At 38.9% G+C, this 21,281-nt stretch carries 20 protein-coding genes and 1 tRNA gene; 10 read left to right on the top strand and 11 right to left on the bottom strand.

Features of this window, described 5'->3' with window-relative positions:
- Nucleotides 1-111 precede the first annotated feature (111 nt).
- The 5 genes from GVV19_RS07725 to GVV19_RS07745 form a co-directional block, all read right to left on the bottom strand.
- Nucleotides 112-2,439 (bottom strand): MucBP domain-containing protein, encoded by a 2,328-nt coding sequence (locus tag GVV19_RS07725; protein WP_159646855.1) that lies wholly within the window; start codon nt 2,437-2,439, stop codon nt 112-114.
- Nucleotides 2,440-2,649: 210 nt separating this feature from the next.
- Complete coding sequence (locus GVV19_RS07730) at nt 2,650-3,024, bottom strand: Inorganic pyrophosphatase (RefSeq protein WP_159633397.1); 375 nt, start codon at nt 3,022-3,024, stop codon at nt 2,650-2,652.
- A gap of 122 nt (nt 3,025-3,146) precedes the next feature.
- Nucleotides 3,147-3,482: an ArsR/SmtB family transcription factor gene (locus GVV19_RS07735; protein ID WP_159639152.1), complete on the bottom strand. Its 336-nt coding sequence runs from the start codon at nt 3,480-3,482 to the stop codon at nt 3,147-3,149.
- A 59-nt stretch (nt 3,483-3,541) separates the two neighbouring features.
- Nucleotides 3,542-4,303: an HAD-IIB family hydrolase gene (locus GVV19_RS07740; protein ID WP_159646858.1), complete on the bottom strand. Its 762-nt coding sequence runs from the start codon at nt 4,301-4,303 to the stop codon at nt 3,542-3,544.
- Nucleotides 4,300-5,178, bottom strand: coding sequence for an NAD(P)/FAD-dependent oxidoreductase (locus tag GVV19_RS07745; RefSeq protein WP_159639154.1), 879 nt, complete (start codon nt 5,176-5,178; stop codon nt 4,300-4,302). Before GVV19_RS07745 ends, GVV19_RS07740 begins: the two co-directional genes overlap by 4 nt.
- 246 nt (nt 5,179-5,424) lie before the next feature.
- Here GVV19_RS07745 and GVV19_RS07750 point away from each other — a divergent pair, with 246 nt between their 5' ends.
- From GVV19_RS07750 to GVV19_RS07775, 6 genes are read left to right on the top strand one after another with little or no spacing between them, the layout of a single operon-like run.
- Nucleotides 5,425-7,371 carry a BglG family transcription antiterminator gene (locus tag GVV19_RS07750; RefSeq protein WP_159646860.1) on the top strand — a complete coding sequence of 649 codons (1,947 nt, stop codon included), beginning with the start codon at nt 5,425-5,427 and terminating at the stop codon, nt 7,369-7,371.
- Nucleotides 7,364-7,810 carry a PTS sugar transporter subunit IIA gene (locus tag GVV19_RS07755; RefSeq protein ID WP_159639156.1) on the top strand — a complete coding sequence of 149 codons (447 nt, stop codon included), beginning with the start codon at nt 7,364-7,366 and terminating at the stop codon, nt 7,808-7,810. Before GVV19_RS07750 ends, GVV19_RS07755 begins: the two co-directional genes overlap by 8 nt.
- The gene (locus GVV19_RS07760) at nt 7,810-8,139 is read left to right on the top strand and encodes a PTS fructose transporter subunit IIB (RefSeq protein ID WP_159639157.1); all 330 of its coding nucleotides are present in this window, start codon (nt 7,810-7,812) and stop codon (nt 8,137-8,139) included. Before GVV19_RS07755 ends, GVV19_RS07760 begins: the two co-directional genes overlap by 1 nt.
- Before the next feature lie 20 nt (nt 8,140-8,159).
- Nucleotides 8,160-9,206 (top strand): PTS fructose transporter subunit IIC, encoded by a 1,047-nt coding sequence (locus GVV19_RS07765; RefSeq protein ID WP_159639158.1) that lies wholly within the window; start codon nt 8,160-8,162, stop codon nt 9,204-9,206.
- A gap of 2 nt (nt 9,207-9,208) precedes the next feature.
- Complete coding sequence (locus tag GVV19_RS07770) at nt 9,209-10,456, top strand: class II D-tagatose-bisphosphate aldolase non-catalytic subunit (RefSeq protein WP_159646862.1); 1,248 nt, start codon at nt 9,209-9,211, stop codon at nt 10,454-10,456.
- Between the two features lie 43 nt (nt 10,457-10,499).
- Complete coding sequence (locus GVV19_RS07775; protein ID WP_159646864.1) at nt 10,500-11,186, top strand: HAD family hydrolase; 687 nt, start codon at nt 10,500-10,502, stop codon at nt 11,184-11,186.
- Between the two features lie 18 nt (nt 11,187-11,204).
- Here the strand turns inward: GVV19_RS07775 and GVV19_RS07780 are convergent, their stop codons facing one another.
- The gene (locus GVV19_RS07780; RefSeq protein ID WP_159646866.1) at nt 11,205-12,044 is read right to left on the bottom strand and encodes an AraC family transcriptional regulator; all 840 of its coding nucleotides are present in this window, start codon (nt 12,042-12,044) and stop codon (nt 11,205-11,207) included.
- Between the two features lie 208 nt (nt 12,045-12,252).
- On the opposite strand from GVV19_RS07780, the gene GVV19_RS07785 reads away from it, so the two are divergent.
- Nucleotides 12,253-12,328, top strand: a tRNA-Lys gene (locus tag GVV19_RS07785).
- A 65-nt stretch (nt 12,329-12,393) separates the two neighbouring features.
- Entirely contained in the window at nt 12,394-12,738 is a 345-nt protein-coding gene (locus GVV19_RS07790) for a potassium channel family protein (RefSeq protein ID WP_159646868.1), read from the top strand.
- A gap of 40 nt (nt 12,739-12,778) precedes the next feature.
- Here GVV19_RS07790 and GVV19_RS07795 read toward each other — a convergent pair whose 3' ends face one another.
- The 4 genes from GVV19_RS07795 to GVV19_RS07810 all read right to left on the bottom strand — a co-directional run bounded on the left by GVV19_RS07795 (nt 12,779) and on the right by GVV19_RS07810 (nt 15,858).
- The gene (locus GVV19_RS07795; protein WP_159639162.1) at nt 12,779-14,137 is read right to left on the bottom strand and encodes a PFL family protein; all 1,359 of its coding nucleotides are present in this window, start codon (nt 14,135-14,137) and stop codon (nt 12,779-12,781) included.
- Nucleotides 14,138-14,144: 7 nt separating this feature from the next.
- Nucleotides 14,145-14,414 (bottom strand): ACT domain-containing protein, encoded by a 270-nt coding sequence (locus tag GVV19_RS07800; RefSeq protein WP_159646870.1) that lies wholly within the window; start codon nt 14,412-14,414, stop codon nt 14,145-14,147.
- A 141-nt stretch (nt 14,415-14,555) separates the two neighbouring features.
- On the bottom strand, nt 14,556-15,020 hold the full coding sequence (locus tag GVV19_RS07805; RefSeq protein ID WP_159646872.1) for a cupin domain-containing protein: 465 nt from the start codon (nt 15,018-15,020) through the stop codon (nt 14,556-14,558).
- A gap of 40 nt (nt 15,021-15,060) precedes the next feature.
- The gene (locus GVV19_RS07810) at nt 15,061-15,858 is read right to left on the bottom strand and encodes an acyltransferase domain-containing protein (protein ID WP_159646874.1); all 798 of its coding nucleotides are present in this window, start codon (nt 15,856-15,858) and stop codon (nt 15,061-15,063) included.
- A 101-nt stretch (nt 15,859-15,959) separates the two neighbouring features.
- Here GVV19_RS07810 and GVV19_RS07815 point away from each other — a divergent pair, with 101 nt between their 5' ends.
- Together GVV19_RS07815 and GVV19_RS07820 are read left to right on the top strand one after the other, a co-directional pair.
- Nucleotides 15,960-16,655, top strand: a complete 696-nt coding sequence (locus GVV19_RS07815; RefSeq protein ID WP_159633447.1) for an ATP-binding cassette domain-containing protein — start codon at nt 15,960-15,962, stop codon at nt 16,653-16,655.
- Nucleotides 16,648-18,249, top strand: a complete 1,602-nt coding sequence (locus GVV19_RS07820; RefSeq protein WP_159646876.1) for a hypothetical protein — start codon at nt 16,648-16,650, stop codon at nt 18,247-18,249. Before GVV19_RS07815 ends, GVV19_RS07820 begins: the two co-directional genes overlap by 8 nt.
- A gap of 50 nt (nt 18,250-18,299) precedes the next feature.
- On the opposite strand, the gene GVV19_RS07825 is transcribed toward GVV19_RS07820, so the two are convergent.
- Nucleotides 18,300-21,035 (bottom strand): InlB B-repeat-containing protein, encoded by a 2,736-nt coding sequence (locus GVV19_RS07825; protein WP_159646878.1) that lies wholly within the window; start codon nt 21,033-21,035, stop codon nt 18,300-18,302.
- Between the last annotated feature and the right edge of the window lie 246 nt (nt 21,036-21,281).

A 21,281-nucleotide genomic window follows, 5' to 3' on the forward strand; every position in this document is an offset into this window, starting at 1 on the left:
AAACACAGTGATTGTCATCACTGTGTTTTTTAGTTATGTGAAATATAGGTTAGTTTAAAAATCATGCAGACATTTCAATCAGTTTCGTTGATGAAATCATACGGTTTTTATTTATGCTTCTTTACGTTTGAATTTCGCAATCATAACACTGAGTAATCCAAACCCGAACACCCAATAGCCTAATGTTGACGATGCCATTCCGGTTGCAGGTAATGTTGCGTTTTCATGAGATTCAGAAACATTAGGGCTTGTTGGCTTAAGGGGATCTTTACCTTTGGGTGGCTTCGTAACGCCCAAGACCTCAGCACCCAAATATCGATACGTTACGCTTTGGGATGCTTCACTCATCAGTCCATTTGCATTTTCAGGCATGGCAATCAAATCATAACCTGAGAAGGATTTAGGGTAAGTTTGGTACGCCGTACCAACATCTGCAGTAATGAATTGCGGACTTGTTAAGGACTTACCATCTTGATCAACATGGTACACCGTCACTGTACCTTGTTGTTTTGCATAGACGTAAGTGACAGTCTGTGCTTCAGTTTCAAATGTACCTGTATGATTTAAAGGTACTTCTGTAAGTGTATAATATGGGAATTGCTTACTATCTGTTTGATACGCTAAACCAAGTTTTCCTGTACCTGAAAGTACGATATCATCGGTAAGTGGGTTTCCATTTACATCGATATAATGGACGGTTACATCTTTAGCATCACGACGCGTATAGATATAATTTACGACTTGAAGACTATCCGTAAAGATACCCGCTGTGTTTTCCGGTTGTACGGTTAAGATATAGTTTTCAATGACTTGTGCTTGTGTGGCGTATGGGTTCCCCAATTGGCCAGTACCGTCAAGCAGCTCTGCTGATACTAAGTCATTACCAGCAACATCAATATGATTAACAACTACTGGAGCTGCATCTTTTCGAGCATAGATAAAATTAACAACTTTTGGTTCCATTGTGAAGGTGCCTTGTTTGGGTCCTTCAACGCGCACTAGATTGAAGTTGGCAAATTCTAATGCTTGGGTAACATAATCTTTATTTAATTTACCCAAACCACTTAAAACTTGCGATGCTTCCAGTGTGTTCCCTTCGGTATCCAGATAATTCACCGTAACATCCGCTGCGTCACGAGCTTCGATGCGTCCATATCCGATGACTTCGAAACGACGTGTACGTCCAACTGTTTCCCCTTCAAATGGATCCATATCAAAAATTCCAAACGAGAAAATTTCGACGTGTGTGGTATCGATTTTCCCTTCAAGATCTGACGCATCCCAAGTGATACGATTGGTTTCTTTATCGAATTTACCATTGAATGCAATGATCGGTAAATCATTATTACCAATCATTGGTCGCATGGTTCCTTCATAAACCTTTCCGCTGGTTTCATTAATGGTTCGTGGGGGTATAATATTGCTTAATGAGACTGAATACGTCTCTGTTTGCACATCATAATCTAAAGTATACGAACTATTAACGATGCTATCACGAATGGTACCTGTAATACCTTTGGTTGCTGTTGGGTGCTCGGCAAAGATAAATCGATTGAAATCAACAGCATGATTGAGTAAAGGACTGTATTCAAGATCCGTATTTACCGAGAATGTTTGAAGACTGGTAAATGATTCAATGCCTTCGTAACTAGTCAATCGGTTATTATTCAGTTGGATATCAGTAAGTGCAGTTAGTGTCGTGAGCGGACTCAAACTCGTTATCTTGTTTGCGAGTGCATCGGTTGTTTTTGTTACATGATCGCGGGCATCTGCCTTATCTTTAAAGAATGACGAATTCAAATGAATCGTACGGAGTTCTTTAAGGCTTGATATTGGATCCATCATTGCATCTGTTAATCCAATGTTATGCAATCTTAAATCTGTAATGGGTAGATTTCGGATGGACTCAAGCATTTGTGTCCCTTGTTCAACAATTTTGTGGGAAGGATTAAAGATGGTGAGAGCTTTTAATCCTTTTAAATGTTGAAGGCCATCAAGTGACTCCAAATTGCTATCTGAAACATATAATCCTGTTAAATTAGTTGCTGCTTCAATACCATCTAAGGTTTGCAATGCGCTAAAATTCACTAATAAGTCGGTCAATTTTGGGAAGTTGCTCAACCCTTCTAAGGTTGTTATTGCTTGTTCCCGAAGATGAATTTCAGTTGCATTTCGAAACGGTGCTAATTCTTCCAAAGAAGTTATCGTCACACTGGATCTCAGATCAATAAATTCAACAGTATCAAGACTTGCCTGTGTAACTTTTCCATTCACAACATTGAGTTGGGGATGGTCTGTAACGTACTGTGCAAGCGATGGGTTTGGAAATAATTCAGAAACGGTTTGTGCTTCTTCTGCACGGATGGGCTGTGCAGTCATTAAACTCATTAATAATGATAAAACGATAAAACTAAAAAACTTGTGCTTTTTCTTTCTCATTTTCTTCCTCTTCGTCACCTAAATATTTCACACACGAATGTAATGATACAAACTTATGTATGTTTATTCAATATATTAAGGTAATGTTAATGTTATTTCAAAACAACTTAATATATGTTAGGTTTGTTAAGAAAGCGCAATAAAAAGGGACACTCCGCTTGGAATGTCCCTTTGTTTGACTATCTAGCTTAACCTCTAGTTAGTCTTGTATTAATCTGTTATTGCCCACTCAGGCATTTCATTACCACGTCTTACCAAGATTCCTTTTTGGTAGTCTGTTTGGTTGATGAATCGCAATATTTCTTCCTCTTCTTCAGGAGTACAACCCCATAAGAGTTTAACTTCTAAATCCCGTTTGAGTATATCTGCAACGATCATCACCGCATCTATCGTAGAACGTTTGACACTTCCTTTAAAAACCTTAATCGGTTCAATATCCGTTAAGTAACCATAATCAACCGGATACACCATGTTGTGGTACTTTGGATGACGTGATCCTTTATCTTGGGAAATAACGACATTCGTGGACAAGACGAGTGAGTCGATTTTCTGCCAGAAATAGCCATTGTTTAATAGTTCTTGCATCGAATCTACCTCTCTTATATCTTATGACATTATAACGTGTGTTACATAAATTGTAAATAGTTCCTCGGTTTATGTAAAAGTTTCAAGTTCCTGAATAATTTATTGATTTTGAGAATGTATATTTATTCTTGAACATGATCCAATGCTTGCTTAAAGATTTCCATTACGTGATCGTCCGCTAGCGAATAATAGGAATATTTTCCCACTTTTGTAACTTTAACCAAATTGAGTTTTCGAAGTGATGCGAGTTGATGCGAAACCGCAGATTGGGTCATATTTAAAATTTCTTTTAAATCATCGACGGACACTTCTTTTTGGGAGAGTACTGTGAATATTTTGAGGCGGGTTGCATCTGCAAACATTTTGAAAAGCATCGATAAATCCGTATAGTTTTTTTCAGAATGTAAGGTTTCTTGGACCGCTTTACGCTCGTCCACAGTCATTAATTTATGTTCCATGTTTTCACCTTCTTGATATTAGTATACCAAAATTTTCACAAAGACTCATCCATGATGCGCTATCTTGTAACACTTTTTAGGGCATCACCAACAGTTTCAACCACATCTTGTGCATGTTTTTTTACAGCATCCACACCATTGTCCATTGCAAATCCATGGAATGCTTTAATCATTGGAAGGTCATTATAACTATCCCCAATAGTATAGACGGTTCCATCATAGCCATAATGGTCGATAATCGATTGAATACCAGTTGCTTTCGTAACGCCTTCAACGCCAATATCGACTGCGGACACATTAGGGAAACATTGAACACCACGATTCTTAAAATGAGCATTAATCTCGATTGAAAGTGCAAGTGCATGATCTTCAGAACCTGCGTTGACATAGAATCCACGTGCGCCAACTTCAAGAATTTCTTCTACAGGTGTCGTTTGAATATTCGGTTCAAAGGAATCACGCGCTTCAGGATTACCATAAACACGTGCCAATCGGTAACCATCTGTTACCCCATAAAACTCAATTCCAAAATCATCGATTTTCTGAGCCAACTCGGTCGATATTTCTTGTGACAATGTTTTACTAAAAATTTCTTGGTGATCATGGGTCAACACAGCACCACCATTAATTCCAATGACAAAATCGTAGGGAATATTATGTTTTTCTGCCTCTGCCAAAATAGAATCTACGCTTCGTCCTGTCACAAGTCCAAATTTATGTCCTTGCTCACGAAATGCTGCAATGGCTTCAAGATCTGAATCTCTTATAATATGGTCTTTGTATAATGTGCCATCAAAGTCACTTGCAAATATATGTGTCATTTGTTTGCCTCTCTTCGTTTTGCTCTTACGGCTGCGATCATTGCATATCCAGCAATACAGCCATCTGAAACTGCTTTGGCGATCTGTTGTACTCCAGGAATGCAGTCGCCTGCTGCATAAATACCTGGGATGTTCGTTTCCATCTCTTCATTTACAATGAGGCGTCCATTTTGGACTTCAATCCCCATTTTTGTTGCGAGGTCTGTTGAACTTGCTGATCCAATTGCAACAAAAATACCGTCCAATTCGAGTTGTCCTGTCTCAAGTTCAACACCTTGGACTTTTCCCTCGCCATAAACTGAAATAACTTTGTCAGTAATGATTTCACATCGTGGATCAAATGTTCCTGTCACAGGTTCACCATTTGTTAGAATGACCACTTTCTCTGCAATCTCGACAAGCTCAGCAGCTTCACTGGCCGCATAGTCTGCACTTCCTATAACAGCTACTGTCTTTTTACGATAAAAGAAGCCATCACATACGGCGCAGTAGGAAACCCCTTTACCCCCATAATTTCTAATTTTCTTGACGCGTGGAATGTTTCGGTGTGATCCAGTTGCAATAAGCACCGTTAATGCAAGGTATGTTTCGGTTGTCGTCTTAACTACAAAACCTTCGGTATCATAAGTAATTGATAAGACTTCGTCTGATATTACAGGGATATCGAGTGCCTCAGCTTGAGCGATACCGCGTAGTACGAGTTCTGGCCCTCCGATTGTTTCAAATCCGTAAAAGTTATCAATAACACGAGCCTGCTCTGATGCTCCAATACCTTTTCCTATAACGATAGGATCGATATTCCCCCGTTTCATATAAACTGCAGCCTGAATTCCTGCTGGTCCTTTCCCAATTACTAATGCATCTGTTTTGATCATAACGACACTCCTTTTAACCTGTACATTATATAATACCAAAACTAGATTTTTTATGTAGTCCTTACGCATATTTTTTAAAACCAATCGTAGCTTCTTTTTTAATTTGACGTTCATTGACTTCTCCCCATAACAGGGTAATGATATTTACATTCAATATATTTCATAATATGTTGCAAACATTTATCATTTTAGAAAGATCGGTGTCCGTTTATACTATGGTTGTAAGCGGTACCAAGGAGGTGAATTATGGAGTTAAATAACCGTCAACAAAAGCTTGCGATTGCGATTCTTAAGCAACACGAATCGAAACCCATCAAATATTATAGTGCACTCTATCGTGTCTCTGATCGTACAATCTACAATGACTTGGATAACGTCGCAGATTATTTAGCCAAACTTGGCTATACCTTAAATAGAGATCATACGGGAATATCAGTGATACCGACCTATGACCTGAATCAGCCGACGAAACACAAATCGAATGTCTATGATCTCTTTAGCACTTCTGATAAGCGACTCCTGCAAATTTTTGAGTCGTTAGCGTTAAAGCGTGAAACGGTCACATACAAGGATTTATCAAACACATTGTTTATCAGTCACGGATCACTTATGAATGATATTGATGCTTTACGGCATCATTTGCTGGCAACTCCATCGTTACTGGTCAGTGATTCAAAAGGCACGCGGCTTGACGGCACCCAAAGTTTAATTCAAAAATCGATGATACGGTTCAACGATTATTGTCTTGCCAAAATTCCAAGCATGATTTCTGACGATACATTAATCGCAGCCTTCTATTCTTATTTCTACGGACACGAGTGTTATGTTTCAGTCCACGATGTTTTATACGAATACGTCTTGAACAACCTTCAAGTCATCGATGAACTTTACATCTCCAATGTTATGAATGCATTGATTGTTCTTTGTTATCAGCTCAGACAAGAAAACCATATTGAACACCAATCCGCTGACATAACATCCAAGATTGTAGACGACATTCCTCAAACCATTTCAGTAGCACATTCTATGCTCGATACACTATCAAATCGGCTAATGTTTAATTATAAGGATACAGATATCACCTACTTGGCACTTTATCTTGAGGCTAATAAATTTACAGCCGTGAAAGAGACCAACTTTGAAAGTCTTATAGAATCGCTCATTATGACATTTAGTAATCTGATTGATACTGACCTAACGGATGATCCCTTATTAAAAGAGAATATCCGTAATCACTTCGAGCCAATGGTTAACAGACTTAGAAACAATATTTCACATCCTAACCCTTTTTTAGGTCAGTTAAAGCGTGATTACTTCTTAGTCTTTAATATTTTGTGGTTTTCTGTACCACAGATTGAGGAAGAGCTCGAGGTTTCCTTCAATTCAGACGAAATTGGATTCTTGATGATTTACTTCCAGTTAGCTCTTGAACGCAGAAAGACACGCAAAAATATTTTGATTGTATGTCCTTTAGGACTTTCTGCCTCACAAATTCTTAGCCTTGAAGTTCAAAAAATATTACCACCGCTTAGCATTACTCATATCGCTTCAAGTGCTCACATCCAATCCTTGGATCTATCAACCATCGATTTTATTATTTCGACCATTAAGTTAGATATCACCCATATTCCTGTCATTCTTGTTTCGACATTATTGAGTAACGATGACAAGGAAAATATTTTGAACTTTTACGATAAACATTTTATTCGAAGTTCTATGCGAGATACTCACACGGATGTCTTAGTGTTGCCATGGATTTCAAAGCTTGTTAATCCATCACGCATCTATCTTAATACGACTTTTAGTAAACGTGAGGATGCGTTAAAGTTTATGCTCGATCGTTTATCAGATCAAAAGCTCGTTGATGATCAGTACACACTTTCAGTTACGGAGCGTGAACGTAAAGGTCCAACCGATTTAAAGACCGGAGTCGCGATTCCTCACGGTGATCCATCCCATGTCTATGTATCAGGACTTTCCATTTTGATCAATGAGCGTAAATTTCGATGGGATCAAGAAGACATAACCATCATTATATTAATTCACATTAAACAGTGTGATGTCGTACATGTTAAAGCAATTTTTAAAGAAATATATGCACTCGTAAATAATCCAGATTATCTGGGTCAATTACGACAAGCACAAACCGAAAATGACGTTATCAGTATATTGAGGGGTGATTACAATGTTTAGTAAAAAGCTGATTGCAATCGATGTCGCCATTAACAATAAGAATGATGCTATCGATTATTTAATAGACCTTGCGCATCGCGCGGGTTATCTTTCCAACTCAGAGATGTTCAAAACCGCTGTTTTAGAACGGGAAGCAAGCATCTCAACCAATGTTGGATTAGGAGTTGCCATCCCACACGGAAAATCTCAGAGTGTTTCAGACGCATTTATTGCGATGATTCGCCCTGTCAATCCCATCCAATGGGATGATGATTCAAAAGACGAAGCAGTAGGACTTATTTTCCTCATTGGTGTTTCTGAAGATAGTGATACATTACATCTAAAATATATTTCCGAAATCAGTAAGATGTTAATTCACGCTGACTTTAGACAGAAACTCCACGATGCAGCATCTATTCATGAAATTTATACATTATTTACAGAAAAGGAGCATTCATAATGAAAATAGTTGGAGTCGTTGCATGTACCGTTGGTATCGCGCACACCTATATGGGTCAAGAGGCCATTGAAGTAGAAGCACAAAAACGTGGTTATGACTACAAGGTGGAAACACAAGGTGGTATGGGAATTGATAATGAGTTATTTGATGACGAGATAGAAGCCGCAGATTATGTAATTATGGCCACTTCGATTGGAATCGAAATGCCAGAACGGTTCGATCAGAAAAAAGAAGACGGTAAAGTCTTCCATATGGATCCATCTGTTGTCATCAAAAACGCCAGTGCTGTGTTTGATGATATTGAAGCAACATTAAATATAAATAAATAAACATAAAAGGAGAAAGAATCATGGAAAAGAAACCTAATAAAATTTTCAAAGATTTAACGCAGGCATTTAATACCGGTGTTTCTTATATGATGCCAGCGGTCGTTGTCGGTGGGATATTCCTTGCTGCTGCACTCGCAACTGGAGAAGCTACCGATGCAGGAATGGTTGTTACAAACCCATTCTTCCAAAATTTACTTAAAATAGGTGAAGCTGGATTTGCAATGATGATTCCAATACTATCCGGATACATCGCATATTCTTTAGCAGGTAAACCTGGATTGATACCAGGTATGATTACTGGATTCATCGCGAATAATCCTGTTGGGGCAAATAATGTTAGCACGGGGTTCTTAGGTGCAATGTTAGTTGGGATTTTGGCAGGTTACTTTGCACGTTGGATGAAAACCTGGAAAGTAAACAATACAATTCGTACGATTATGCCAATTCTTATTATTCCAATGCTTACAACATTTGTCGTAAGTATGGCATACATGTATGTTCTTGCTGCACCACTTGGTTCATTGATGGCATGGTTAATGAATTTATTGTCAAGTCTTGAAGGATCACAAGCTGTTATTCTTGGTGTCATCATCGGAGCTATGACCGCTGTCGACATGGGTGGACCAATCAATAAAACTGCATCAGCATTTACTTTAGCACTCATGGCTGAAGGCATCTATGGACCTAACGGTGCGTTCCGAATCGCTGTTGCTATTCCACCACTTGGTGTTGCACTTTCCACATTTATTTCTAAAAAGAAATATACTACTGAAGAGAAGAACTTGGGTGCATCTGCGTTCTTTATGGGACTTATTGGGATTACGGAGGGTGCTATTCCATTTGCCGTTAAGAGTATCAAGACAGTCCTCCCTGCAATCATCATCGGTAGTGCTGTTGGGGCCGGCTTGGGTATGATTCATAATGTCGAAGTATTTGTGCCTCATGGTGGCTTAATTGTTATTGCTGCAGCAACCAATAAGTTATGGTTTGTTCTAGATATGTTAATTGGTGCCTGTGTTACTGCAGGAATTCTACATATTCTACGACCTGATGTTGAGGAGAAATAGTTATGAAGGTACAACTTAACTCACTTCTCACCAGTTTGCTAGATCTTGAGAAACAAGGTAAGGGTGCAACACTGTTGGGTATTGGTCCCATGTCTTCTAATCTTATTATTGCAAGTTTAGAACTTGCTCGAGATGGTAACTTTCCAATTATGTTTATAGCAAGCCGAAATCAGGTTGATTCTGATGAATTTGGAGCAGGTTATGTTAATGGATGGAATCAAGATCGCTTTGCTCAAGATATTCAAAACATTGCGAATGATATTGGATTTACCGGTTCGTATTACTTATGTCGAGATCATGGTGGACCGTGGCAACGGGACGAAGAACGCAACAATCACATCCCAAAAGAAACAGCTATGGCTATCGCAAAACAATCTTACCTTGAAGATATCCTAGCTGGATTTGATTTATTAATGATTGACCCTACTAAAGATCCGTTTGAGGTTGGGAAAGTTATTCCCTTGGAAGCTGTTATCGACATGACTGTTGAACTTATCGAGTATTGTGAATCAGAACGCCGCCAACGAAACCTTCCAGAAATTGCGTATGAAGTTGGTACAGAAGAGACAAATGGTGGGCTCACAAGTACGGAGCGCTATGAAGAATTCATCCAAGAATTGAACCGGCGTCTTGATGCACAGGGATTACCACATCCTTCATTTATTGTCGGTCAAACTGGAACGTTGACGCGAAAGACTGAGCAAGTCGGAACCTTTAACTTCAATAATGCACAAAATTTAGCTACAATGGCCGCTTCTTACGGCGTTAGTTTAAAAGAACACAACGGCGACTATCTTTCTGATGAAACATTATTGTTACATCGACCAACGATGATTTCTGCAGTGAACGTTGCACCACAATATGGGACTCAAGAAACACGGGCATTGATCACTTTAACAAACGTTGAGACCTTACTTCATGACAAAGGTGCGATTACCAATCGTTCGCAGTTGTATGATATACTGCTTACGAAAGCTATTGACAGTGAGCGCTGGAAAAAATGGGTTATTGATCCAAACATCACAGTTGAGACAATCAAAAAAGACCCTGAACTATCCCTTGAAATTTTAGATATTGCGGGTCACTACACATTTAACGATCCGGATATTATTCGAGAAACAACCGTTCTCTACCAGAATCTAAGTCAGTGTGGCATCGACGGTAAACGGTATGTCATCGAATCCATCAAACAGCCAATTCACAACTATGCTGTTGCCTTCAATCTTATCAATTTATTTGATCGCATTTAATTTTATAAGAGACACTTTAAGTGTCTCTTTCTTGGGAGTTTGTATGATAAATCTTATTTTTGACCTAGATAATACTTTATATTTTCGTGAATCAGCATTTGCAAATGCGATACGAGATGTCTTTCCTGACTTAACACAATCGAATGTTGGCACTTTGTTTGAACACTTTGAGCATTTTAGCGCTGTTTACTTTGAACACCATGAACAGCAACTCATTGATTTCACTACCATGCGACGACTGCGAATTCAAGCAACACTTCGTGCTGAGGGTATTAAAATATCTGATAATGATGCGGCCATATGGCAACATGCCTATGAACAGCATCAGTATTCACTAACTCTTTCCGAGGACACTGTGGCACTTTTAGATTGGTGCAAAAGTCAAAATATTCCTCGAGGTATTATTACCAATGGTAACACTGCGCATCAAACACAAAAAATCAAAAATTTAGAACTCGGACGTTGGTTTGATGAGAATCGCATTATCGTATCCGAAGCATTTGGTGTCGCAAAGCCCAATCGTGAAATCTTTGATTGTATGCATACAAAACTTCCCGATCAGACGACGTATTATATTGGCGATGACTACGAAAAGGATATCATCGGAGCGCATAATGCTGGATGGCGTACAATATGGTTAAGCACCAAAACATCCCATCAACAACCGCAACCTGATTACCATGTTGCGAACCACTTAGAACTCTTAGCACTCTTAAAAACGTTAAAATAGAGATATCCGAAGATATCTCTATTTTAATTTAATCCAAATTTCTGCAGTATGTGTTTCGCTGCTAGGGTCCTCATTCGGATACATTTCGAAGTCAAATTCCCCGTCAATCTGATAGCCGCTGGTTGGAATCCAGTCATTCATAATTTCTTGCCATGCTGTTTGGATAGCTTCTGGAAGGGGTCCTTTCGCCTCAAAAACAGCGAATCGCGCTGCCGGAACGTGCAACACATCATAGCCCGACATTTCATTTTGAGTTACCGTACCAATCCAGTACTCCATCTTTGATTCATCCTTCGGAACACATACACCTACAATGCCATTGATGCTTCCATCATTCATTTCAAAGAGAACTTGATCAAGCCCTGATTCATTCAGTTCATCCCATAGCCCAGGAATCACTTTTAAATTCTCATTGTTTTCAATACTCATTTCATATTTTGTACCACAAATCACAAATGCTTCTCGTGTTTCAATTCTTACTTTCATCATATTTTCCCGCTTTCTGGAAGGTTCATGACGATACATTGGATAGATGTGAAGTGGTTGATTATCCAGTCGTGTTCTTGATGGCGCTTGATTGTGTTGTTGCTTGTAGGATTTTGTAAAAGACTCCGGAGTCTCATAACCATACTTTAATGCGATATCAATAACGCGTTGTTCACTTTCTTTGAGTTCAAACGCCGCACGACTTAGGCGTCGTAATCGTATATATGTCTTAAGTCCTATCCCCGTCTCAAGTGCAAATAGCCTTTGCAAATAGAAGATAGAATAGTTTAATGATTGCGCAAGATCATCCAATGAAATTGATTCCAAATTTGCTTCGATGGTATCTACAATCTTCTGTACTATCAGTTGCATCCCTTCACCTCCTAAACCCATTCTAGCGTTTTACTCGATTTGATACCTGTCATTTTGTGCACAACTTAAAATCCATCATAATTATAATCGACCTTTGTCTTAAAATAAACGAAATAGTTTGTCTGTAACGATTGCGATTTCATGAAATCGGCGTATAATAAAACTATAAACAGACACCAAGTAGTTGTTTGATGCCGTGTTTATTTGTGTTCCTATAGCTCAGCCGGCAGAGCAACAGACTCTTAATCTGTGGGTCCTCGGTTCGATCCCGAGTGGGAACACCAATTCACAATTCGACTCACCCCTGTGGTGAGTTTTCTATTTTGTCTGTCAATAAGGGGGATATCCTATGATTTCACTATTTTTAGGATTTAAACAAGTTTGGAAAATTATTACAAACATCGGAAGGCGACATGAAACTCAAGCAATTATTGTCCTTGTTTTCATACTTCTTCTAGCAGGTACAGGTTTCTTTACATTATATGAAGGAATGTTGCCGCTTGATGCCTTATACTTCTGTTTTGTCACATTAATGACAATCGGTTATGGAGATATCGTTCCCGTAACAGCCTTAGGCAAGATGTTTACGATGGTTTATGCTACTTTAGGCGTAGGTATTGTTGGATTATTAGCAGGATTGTTCGCACGCGAATGTTTATCACGCACAAAATTTAATGTGGATTCACTTGAGTAGTGACTTATACAAAATGGACTTCGTTTGAAGTCCATTTTTATTAGTTTTTAAAACTGTGAATTGGTGCTGGGATATGACCCCCGCGCAATACAAACGCATCATTGTTAAAGTCGTTGATTGGCATGATTGGTGCATGCCCGAGTAATCCACCAAAGACTACTGATTCCCCAACATCTTTACCGATAACCGGTATAATACGAACAGCTGTCGTTTTATTATTAATAAATCCAATCGCACATTCATCACCAATAATTCCAGAGAGTTGATTTGCAGTCGTTTTTCCAGGAACGGCGGCCATGTCGATACCGACTGAGCAAACTGCTGACATTGCTTCTAATTTATCCAAAGTCAATGCGCCTTTTTCGACTGCAGTAATCATCGCATGATCTTCACTCACAGGAATGAAGGCACCAGATAAGCCACCTACATGAGATGATGCCATAACTCCACCCTTTTTGATATTATCATTTAATAATGCAAGGGCTAGGGTCGTCCCATGGGCGCCCGGTTGTTCCAGTCCCATAACCTGGAATATTTCCCCAATACTATCACCAATAGCAGGTGTTGGCGCAAGTGATAAATCAATCGTCCCAAATGGATATCCCAAACGACGGGATGCTTCTTGAGCAATCAATTGTCCAGCACGTGTAATCTTAAATGCTGTTTTTTTGATTGTTTCACAAAGGTTTTCAAAACTTGAAATATCTTCGTTCTCTAGCGCTTTCTTAACGACACCAGGTCCACTAACACCGACATTAATGACCGTATCCGCTAATCCGACACCATGATATGCTCCGGCCATAAAAGGGTTATCCTCGACTGAGTTACAGAATACAACAAATTTAGCGCAGCCGATACTGTCGCGATCCGCTGTCAACTCTGCCGTCTTGACAATCAGATTTCCCATTTGTAGCAATGCATCCATATTGATACCCGCACGTGTTGAGCCAATATTTATACTTGAACAAACACGATCGGTCACGGCAAGTGCCTCAGGAACTGAATTGATAAGAATCTGATCTGATGGTGTGATTCCTTTTTCAACAAGTGCTGAGAATCCTCCAATAAAATCAACACCAACTTCTTTAGCCGCACGGTCGAGTGTTTGCGCAATTGAAACATACGAATCCGTCTTGCATGCAGATGCCGCAATTGCAATGGGCGTAATGGAAATACGTTTGTTCACGATTGGAATTCCATATTCCCGAGCAATCGTGTCACACACAGTCACGAGATCTTTCGCACGTTGTGTAATTTTAGTATAAATTTTTTCATTAAAAGCATCGATGCTTTCATCTGCACAATCCATAAGATTTATACCCATTGTGATGGTCCGAACATCAAGGTTTTGCTCAAGAATCATGGTTTGTGTTTCATAAATTTCTTTTGTACTTATCATCTCTACCCTACAATCTATGCATCGATGAGAAGATTTCTTCCCGTTGCATTGAAATTTCGACACCAATCTCGTGTCCATGTGCCTTTAAAGTTTTTTGTAATGTATCAAAATGATCGATCACTGCGGTAATATCCACAACCATCAACATATTAAAAAAATTGCTTTGTATTGTTTGACTAATATCGAGTATATTGATATTTTCTTCTGCCAAGTAAGTGCAGACACTTCCGATAATACCAACGCGGTCTGTCCCTACAACTGTAATTATTGCTTTCATGAATGATTGCCTTCTTTCTTTTGCAGTTATCGTATCATATTTCATGATATTTTAATCACTAACACATAACTTTTGCTGAAATCTTATGGTCTTACTTATCCAAAAACTGAATAAAAAAAAGCTTGCTGTGCAAGCTTAACGTTAACGTGTCAATTTACGAATCATCGACTGGTGTTGGGGGTATCGTTCTACGAGTTCAGGATACGAATACAGTTTAAAATCTTCGTAAGTAAATCCCGGCGCAACCATGCATCCAACCACACTGAATCCTGTCTCGACATACGATGCGAATATCCACTCTTTAGGAACCGTATATTGAAGTACTTCGCCTTCCTCAAGATTCGGTCCAATTTTGATATCATGGAGCGTTCCTTCGAGATCAATCATGGATACATGTAAACTGGATCCATAGTGATAGTACCAAATCTCGTCAGAAGTTAATTTATGATATGCTGAAAAATTGGTGTCATCAAGTAAAAAATAAATACTAGATGCAATCGATTTGTCGTTAATTGTGATATCCGATGCATACGTCTTCGCATACCACCCACCTTCTACATGCTTTTGTAATTTCAGATGCTCAATAAAGTATTCTTTTTGCTTCATAATGGGCTCCTTTGTCTCTCTATATTATACAAAAGATTGATTAGATTTTAAAAGGAATGTATCCAAAGGAAACGCCAATGTTATCGAGGTTTTCCAAGACATGCTTCTGAAGGTACGTCTTTTTAGGCATTGCTGCAATTTTTGAGAGATCTTGCGTACCGAAAGCGCGTTCTAGGATTTGATAGCGAATGGGTGCCTCGTGAATGATTTCAAAACACTTCCCAAACTGCACAATATTACTATCTTCAGGAAGCCAGACTTCCATTTTAGAATAGATAAGCCATGTTCGTGTGATGAAACCTTCAATTTTGAGATGACCAAAGTATTTTCGAAAGAAAACGCGGGCTCGTTCAAGAGCATCGAAGACCGCATCCACAGACAAGTTAGCGCCCTTTAAGATATGAATATTGAGATAGATTGATCCTGCTTGAAATCGTTCTTTTTGAACTGCTGTCAGTGGCAACGCATCATCACCAGAACGTTCAATATAGGTCAAATCAAATGGGAAAATTTGAAAGCGAAGGGATCCTAAATCAAACATCTTAAAATTAAGAAAATCTTGAAGCCAATGGATATCATGATCAGAAAGCCCTACACTGCCATGGGTTGCTTTAAAACGTTCAACACGATAACGAAGGTCGGATAAACTATCGATTAAAATATATTCTGGTACGCCATGAACGCGATATTTTTCTTCTAAGGCAGCCAACTCATAGAGTATATTCAAAAGATTGGTAGCACTTGCTGTTGTCGGATTTTGTTCAATCCATAACGCTTCCACATCCTGATTAAAGGACGCTTTCTTTAACAATCTTTTAACGCTTTCATTCATATTCATAAATTCTCATCATCACTTTCTGGATACTTTAGATATTTTCTTGACTGCTTTCATGCATTATCGTATCATTGTATCAACAATATAACACAAAGGAGCTTTTTATGAAACTTGTGATTGAAGATTTAAACAAACGTTTTGACCAAAATCATGTGCTTCGCAATGTGAATGCTACGTTTGAAAAAGGAAAAATCTATGCCCTACTGGGACGTAATGGTAGTGGTAAGACTACTTTTTTTAATTGTGTCAGCCAGGAAATGCAAGCGGACTCAGGTCGCGTCTATTTGGACGAAACTCAATCCATATCCGAACAAGACTTTGGGTATGTCTATGCGATGCCAATGCTTCCCGAATTTTTAACTGGATATGAGTTTTTGAGTTTTTTTGTAGATATTCATAAAGATAAAGGTTTAAAGCGTGAAGATATTGACGGTTACTTCGATCGAATTCAGTTTAGCACAGATGATCGTCATAAACTCATTAAAGAATACTCTTTCGGTATGCGGAATAAACTACAGATGATTAGTATCATCATGTTAAAACCAACAGTCCTTTTCCTTGATGAACCCCTTACTTCGTTTGATGTGATTGCATCCATTGAAATCAAGAATTTATTGTTGGAATTGAAACACGATTGTATTATGATTCTCTCCACCCACATTTTACAAATTGCGAAAGATATATGTGATGAAGTTGTTATTTTACATAAAGGAAGTCTTAAACAACTCGATAACAGTCAGCTTCACAGTGAAGGATTTGAAGCTGAAATTGTTGAAATTCTCAGCGAAGATCATGAATAACAAAGTTTTTTCTAATATTCGAGCGACAATATTCATGAATCAAGCAATCTTTTACCTTCGAAAGATTCCTTTCCTGAAAGATGTTATTGGCCCATACGCTTATTACAACGATGACTTAAAGAAAACACTTGCAACAGTTGCTCAAGTCGTGCTCTTCATTATTAGTGTCGCCAAAAAAGCAGCCTATCTAGCCATTCTTATGCTGCTTGCCAATACTGTGCCACTTGCCATCTTAAATGACACGGCACTATCCTTCGTAGTCTATTTCGCAGCATTTAATTTCTTCACGATTGCTAACACTCGCATTCTTGAAGATTCGAAAACGAAATGGCTCTTAATAACACTTTTCAAAACACCCAGCGACGACTATTATGATTATGCACTCAAGCAACGTAGCTATGATCGTTTACTCTTAGGAATCATGGCGAGCATACTAACCGGAATCAGTCTTTGGCCTGACCTTCAAGCAATGAGCTTGTTGATGATGCTCTTGATTCTGATTATTTCACTGCATACAGTATTTTTAGGCGAAACAATGATGATTCACTACTTTAACCGACATAACCGGAAAATGCGAATGCGTTATGAATTAATGGTGTCATTACTTTTTGGAGCAATCCCAATGGCCCTTCTACTCATTCCGACATCTCTTAATTGGGTTTATGGCTTAATTTCATTCGGTCTGATTGTCTCCCTATATGTATGCTACCGCTACACACTTCAAAATGCGAATCCATCAGCCGTAAACCGTTTCATGACCCAAAACATGACACTGAGCACGGAGACCTCTCAGAAGGTTAAAGAATTGACACAAGAGGAACTAAGAATTGATGACTTAAACGTTAATCAAACCACTGAGTTGAGTCATCGCTATTCAGGCTACAAACTCCTCAATATTGCGTTCTTTATGCGTCACCGTCGAATGTGGTTCAAGCCGCTTATTTGGATGCTTCGAATTATCACAGCATTTGTTGTTGGAGGCGTGGTTATTAAAATGGGTTCGGTTTACTTATTTGGCCCTAATTTTTTTGAAACCATTATCGGCTCAAACAGCAGCTTAATCAGTCAATTCATGCTCATCTTCTATTTCTTGAATGTGACTAAAAAAATTACACGCGCATGTTTCTTAAATGCTGATTACAGTTTATTGCACTATGCTTTTTACCGTCGGAAAGAAACGATTTGGAAGCAATATCTGTCCCGACTTGGAATCTTAATTGTTATCAATTTTGTTCCAGTCATTGCGGTCTTACTGGGACTCATCTTATGGAATATGGTGGGGCTACTCAGTTTTGAACTTGCCAACTTCATTCCGCTTTGCGTGAGTCTCTTGTCATTATCAGCGTTGTATACAACGGTTCATCTCTTTCTCTATTACATCTTGCAACCCTACAACCGTGATATGGAAGTTAAAAGTATCACCTATCATATAGCAGAATTTGCAATCATCATCTTTGTTTATAGTAACAACATGGTTGCGTCATTAGCCTCCGCAGATATCGTAATTACTGTTTTTAGTATCATTGTAATTATCATTAGTACCGTTCTCGTTCGATTATTTGCCCACAAAACATTCAAATTGCGTGAGCATTAACAGATTCCAAATGAAAAGAAAGTCAGTGAATTGACTTTCTTTTTTTATGACTATTTTACTGAACGACGTTTCGTTTCGATGATAATTGCGAGTCCAACGAATACAATCATTGAACCCAACAAGACTCCATACGATGCGTCAACACCTGTTGCAGGTAGCGTTTCACTCGTTGTTGGCGCTTCCGGAACTTCTGGTGTTTCTGGTACTTCTGGTACTTCTGGTATTTCTGGTACTTCTGGCACTTCGGGATTTTTTTCCCATTGAGCAATAAGTACAATGTCACGTTCTACAAGATCGGTGTCAAAATTCCAGAATTGATTTAGACGAGCTGTTGTTTGAAGTTTCCAGCCAAGGAATGTATAACCCTCTCTGGTTGGATTCACGACACGTGATACTTTTGATCCCGCTGTTACAACTTGTGAGAGTTCAAACGAACCCAAACCACCGTTTAAATCAAAGGTTACTGTTAGCATCTCAACAGGAGGAACAATAGCTTTCCATTGAGCATAGAGTACGACTGACTCTTGACCGACTGCGTCGGTTGCAAAGTTCCAAAGATTGTTACTATCATTTTTACCTAAACCCCAACCTACAAAGGTATATCCCAAACGGGTTGGTGCTTCCGGTTCTGTAACGAGTTCATTAGCTTCCAAGTTCTGACTTTCCGGTTGAATGCTATCGCCACCATTTAAGTCAAATGAGACAACGTATGTTTCAATTTTTTCCCATTTTGCATGGAGATATTGATGCACTTCTTGAATGCGTGTTGTTGTGAAGTCCCATTGATTGTCGGCTTCATCAAACCAACCGACAAAACGGTATCCGGGGATTGACGGTGTCGAAGGTTCTTGAATTTTTTGACCCATAACTGTTAAGGCATAATTTAGCGACTCACTGTAGTCTGGTGCATCAAGCCCCTCTATCATATCTGGATTCGGATCAAAATACACAATTGCAGAGTGTCCTAAATAGATATCATCACCGTTATATGCATTATCGTATTGCGGCATGAATGGACTTTGTGATGCTGAATAGGTCGTATTTAAGATGCTTTCTTGATGAACTGTGGTGAGTGCATCATCTGCCTGTGTACTTAATGACCACTCAACAGGATATGCTGATTTATTTTCTGAGAAAGTAACACCGTCCAATTGTAAAGCACCCGGGCTGTTTTCAAAGTTGCCATAATGGATGGCACCACCATAACCACCTTGATTCCATCCTGGTCCTGGATCATTGCCGGTTACTGTATTTTTCGTAATTTGAGTATTCTTAATGCTAATGAGTCCTTCATCCATTGAGTTTCCATAAGTATTAAAATCTAATGCACCTGCATGATAATCCGCGATATTTCCAGTAATAATTGAATCTGTGATGGATACTTCTGTGTTACCACTATAATCTGTATAGAGATAGAATCCGCCTCCAGATCCCGCAATATTATTCGAAATGGTTGTGTTAAGAATGTTGACATAACCATGCTCGCGCATTTGTTCAACATAGATTCCTCCACCGCTACTTGAAGTTCCTGATTGCTCTTCTGTTTCGGGATCGTACAGATTGCGTGAAGCGGTATTTCCATCCACGGTGATTGTATCGAGTGTTAGGCCATTGCTTGATTCAAGCATGACATTAATTCCCGACCCACCACGATCCGCATGGTTGTTCAAAATATCTGAATGAGAAATGGATGTCGCTGAACTATCTTTGAGACGTAAATTAATTGCCCCACCCATTCCCTCAGTATTGGTATTGCCATCAAAGTTACTGTTTGTAATTGCTAAAGTCGCGGTTCCACTTCCGGTGAAGAAGACACCAGCACTGTTACTTGCAGCTTCATTGTCAATCATGGAGACATTATTCATCGTGATTGCACCGTTTTTAGCGTAAATGCTAATCATTCCACCGCTTTGATTAATTTTCTTATTATTACTAAATCGAACGTTATCAAAATTAACATCCGCATTCTGTGTGTCAATCATTACAAATGCAGATGAAACTGCATTCCGAACATTAATCCCATTATTGATGAATGTTGAATTGGTAAGATCCAGACTACCGCCATTACTTGTAAAGACGAGGAAACCGGAATTCCACCCTGATGCGACTGCAGGATTATCCCTCACATCAAGTCCTGAAATCTTGTTACCAATTAGGTTGTTTGTAAGTTCAAGTCCACCCTTACTTGTACCATGATTTGCATCCGTACTTAAAATTACGTTATTCATTGTAAGGTCTAGAACACCTGTTCCAGTAACTGCAATATGGCGTTGGTTATTTGCATGATTTAGAGTAACTGGTTCGTCATTTGTAGATTGAATGCGTATACGCGTTACTTTCGAAGTGTTAATGGAAAGGGGCTTTGTTAAGTTGATGGTTGTTCCCCCAACAACTTCAATTACCGCATCCCCACTTGCTTCATTTAATGCTTGTGTCAGCAATGCTTCTGAATCGATACCTACAGCACGAGCTTGGGGTTTTTCTTCTTTTTTCGATACAGCGTTTTCTTTTGAATCATCCTTTTCATTTGACGAAACATTCAATGCTTCGGTCTCTTGGTTTTCAATCACATCATCCGATGCCACGGCAGGTGCGTCGAGAGATGCTTCGATTGATTCAGTATTGTCATTTATCAACGCATCATCCTTGTTTGTGACAGTTTCTGTTATAACCTCTTGCTCATGTACAGGAACAACAGGTGTGTTGTGCTCTTCTGCAAAAATGGGCAATGAAGGCAGTATCAATGTAATTGATACGATTAATCCAATAATATTCTTTTTCCTCATATTTCGTTAACTCCTTTATATTTTAAGAATATATTGTTTTATCCATTTTTCGCATCTTGCAGCACAGACTGCAAGTTTGATGTCATAGAATTCAAGTTTTTCAAGATTGCTTAGCTGGGTAATAAATATCCACCAGCTTAGCTGGTGGTTTTTCAGATGCGGGCGTAGCCCTTTACTTCTAGTTGCGCTTTACAGCGCTAATGTAGTCTGCCATCTACATCTATTTCTTGCTACCCGTAAACGGGT

The sequence above is a fragment of the Erysipelothrix anatis genome (assembly GCF_009828745.1).
GTDB lineage: Bacteria > Bacillota_I > Bacilli_A > Erysipelotrichales > Erysipelotrichaceae > Erysipelothrix > Erysipelothrix anatis.

Bases quoted from the DNA above. Each gene is read 5' to 3' on its own strand.
- GVV19_RS07725 (WP_159646855.1), bottom strand. From the start codon at position 2,439: ATGAGAAAGAAAAAGCACAAGTTTTTTAGTTTTATCGTTTTATCATTA.
- GVV19_RS07730 (WP_159633397.1), bottom strand. From the start codon at position 3,024: ATGCAAGAACTATTAAACAATGGCTATTTCTGGCAGAAAATCGACTCA.
- GVV19_RS07735 (WP_159639152.1), bottom strand. From the start codon at position 3,482: ATGGAACATAAATTAATGACTGTGGACGAGCGTAAAGCGGTCCAAGAA.
- GVV19_RS07740 (WP_159646858.1), bottom strand. From the start codon at position 4,303: ATGACACATATATTTGCAAGTGACTTTGATGGCACATTATACAAAGAC.
- GVV19_RS07745 (WP_159639154.1), bottom strand. From the start codon at position 5,178: ATGATCAAAACAGATGCATTAGTAATTGGGAAAGGACCAGCAGGAATT.
- GVV19_RS07750 (WP_159646860.1), top strand. From the start codon at position 5,425: ATGGAGTTAAATAACCGTCAACAAAAGCTTGCGATTGCGATTCTTAAG.
- GVV19_RS07755 (WP_159639156.1), top strand. From the start codon at position 7,364: ATGTTTAGTAAAAAGCTGATTGCAATCGATGTCGCCATTAACAATAAG.
- GVV19_RS07760 (WP_159639157.1), top strand. From the start codon at position 7,810: ATGAAAATAGTTGGAGTCGTTGCATGTACCGTTGGTATCGCGCACACC.
- GVV19_RS07765 (WP_159639158.1), top strand. From the start codon at position 8,160: ATGGAAAAGAAACCTAATAAAATTTTCAAAGATTTAACGCAGGCATTT.
- GVV19_RS07770 (WP_159646862.1), top strand. From the start codon at position 9,209: ATGAAGGTACAACTTAACTCACTTCTCACCAGTTTGCTAGATCTTGAG.
- GVV19_RS07775 (WP_159646864.1), top strand. From the start codon at position 10,500: ATGATAAATCTTATTTTTGACCTAGATAATACTTTATATTTTCGTGAA.
- GVV19_RS07780 (WP_159646866.1), bottom strand. From the start codon at position 12,044: ATGCAACTGATAGTACAGAAGATTGTAGATACCATCGAAGCAAATTTG.
- GVV19_RS07790 (WP_159646868.1), top strand. From the start codon at position 12,394: ATGATTTCACTATTTTTAGGATTTAAACAAGTTTGGAAAATTATTACA.
- GVV19_RS07795 (WP_159639162.1), bottom strand. From the start codon at position 14,137: ATGATAAGTACAAAAGAAATTTATGAAACACAAACCATGATTCTTGAG.
- GVV19_RS07800 (WP_159646870.1), bottom strand. From the start codon at position 14,414: ATGAAAGCAATAATTACAGTTGTAGGGACAGACCGCGTTGGTATTATC.
- GVV19_RS07805 (WP_159646872.1), bottom strand. From the start codon at position 15,020: ATGAAGCAAAAAGAATACTTTATTGAGCATCTGAAATTACAAAAGCAT.
- GVV19_RS07810 (WP_159646874.1), bottom strand. From the start codon at position 15,858: ATGAATATGAATGAAAGCGTTAAAAGATTGTTAAAGAAAGCGTCCTTT.
- GVV19_RS07815 (WP_159633447.1), top strand. From the start codon at position 15,960: ATGAAACTTGTGATTGAAGATTTAAACAAACGTTTTGACCAAAATCAT.
- GVV19_RS07820 (WP_159646876.1), top strand. From the start codon at position 16,648: ATGAATAACAAAGTTTTTTCTAATATTCGAGCGACAATATTCATGAAT.
- GVV19_RS07825 (WP_159646878.1), bottom strand. From the start codon at position 21,035: ATGAGGAAAAAGAATATTATTGGATTAATCGTATCAATTACATTGATA.